A 939-nucleotide genomic window follows, 5' to 3' on the forward strand; every position below is an offset into this window, starting at 1 on the left:
GTCGTCCTCGTAGTGGGCTACTCGGACGATTCGACAACGCAGCGAGGTGCCGTGCCAGGCGCCGCTGGGCAGGCGGGACTTTGACGACACGGCCTAGCGGCGGTACCGCCCGCGGGACCGCATCGGCATGGCCCCGACCGTCCCGGCGCCCTGCTCCGTGCGCCGCCGTTGTCAGGCCTCCTGCGGTCGCATCAGTGCCAGGTCCTCGCCCCACGCGTCCAGCACGGCGCCGTGCCCGGCGCGGCGGGCCGCCGTCTCGACGCGCGCGAAGAGCTCCCGCTGCGCGGACACGTCTCCGGTCGCCGAGACGGTGTCCGCGGCGTCGAGCAGCATGCGGGCGTCCCAGCCGGGCAGGGGGAACCGGGCGAGTTCCCACTCCAGGTACTTGTTGTACGGGCGGGGGCGCCGGTCGAGGGCGAAGAGCAGTTCCAGCAGGAACCCGATGCTGTCGGCGGCGTCGAGCCGCGCCGCGAGCACGTGTCCGTCGCGGTCGTTCTTGAGCGAGCGGTAGAGGGAGTTGGCGTAGGCGTCGAGCCACCGGCCCGCGTCCCGGGACGCCTCGCCGGCGTCGAGCCGCGCCTTGGCGGCCACGATCCGGGCGATCCCGCCCCGGAGCCGGTCGAGCACGGTCCGGGCGCGCGCGAGGGCGTACCGCTCGAACCCCGGCATTCCGGCGGCGCGGAACTCCTCGAGGGAGACGATGACGAGGTCCAGCTCCGGTGTGCGGTACCCCGCGAAGCGCGTGAGGGCCGTCGTCGCGCCGTCGGCGACCACGACGTACAGGTCGTGGTCGGAGTGTTCGGTGGTCATGCCCTCGTGGGCCCGTGAGCCCTTGAGGACGAGTCCGACGACAGCCGGGTCCGCGGTCGCGAGTTCGACGAACGCTTCGTAGGTGAGGGGCTGCTGAGAGGTCACGCACGCTCTCCGGGGGGTGGGAGG

The 939-nt window shown here is 73.3% G+C and carries 1 protein-coding gene; it reads right to left on the minus strand.

The features are described from left to right. Positions 1-171 precede the first annotated feature (171 nt). Positions 172-915, minus strand: a complete 744-nt coding sequence (locus tag PV350_RS46730; protein WP_499509176.1) for a hypothetical protein — start codon at positions 913-915, stop codon at positions 172-174. Positions 916-939 lie beyond the last annotated feature (24 nt).

Origin of the sequence: Streptomyces sp. PA03-6a, from assembly GCF_033792765.1 — a bacterium.
Classification (GTDB): Bacteria; Actinomycetota; Actinomycetes; order Streptomycetales; family Streptomycetaceae; genus Actinacidiphila.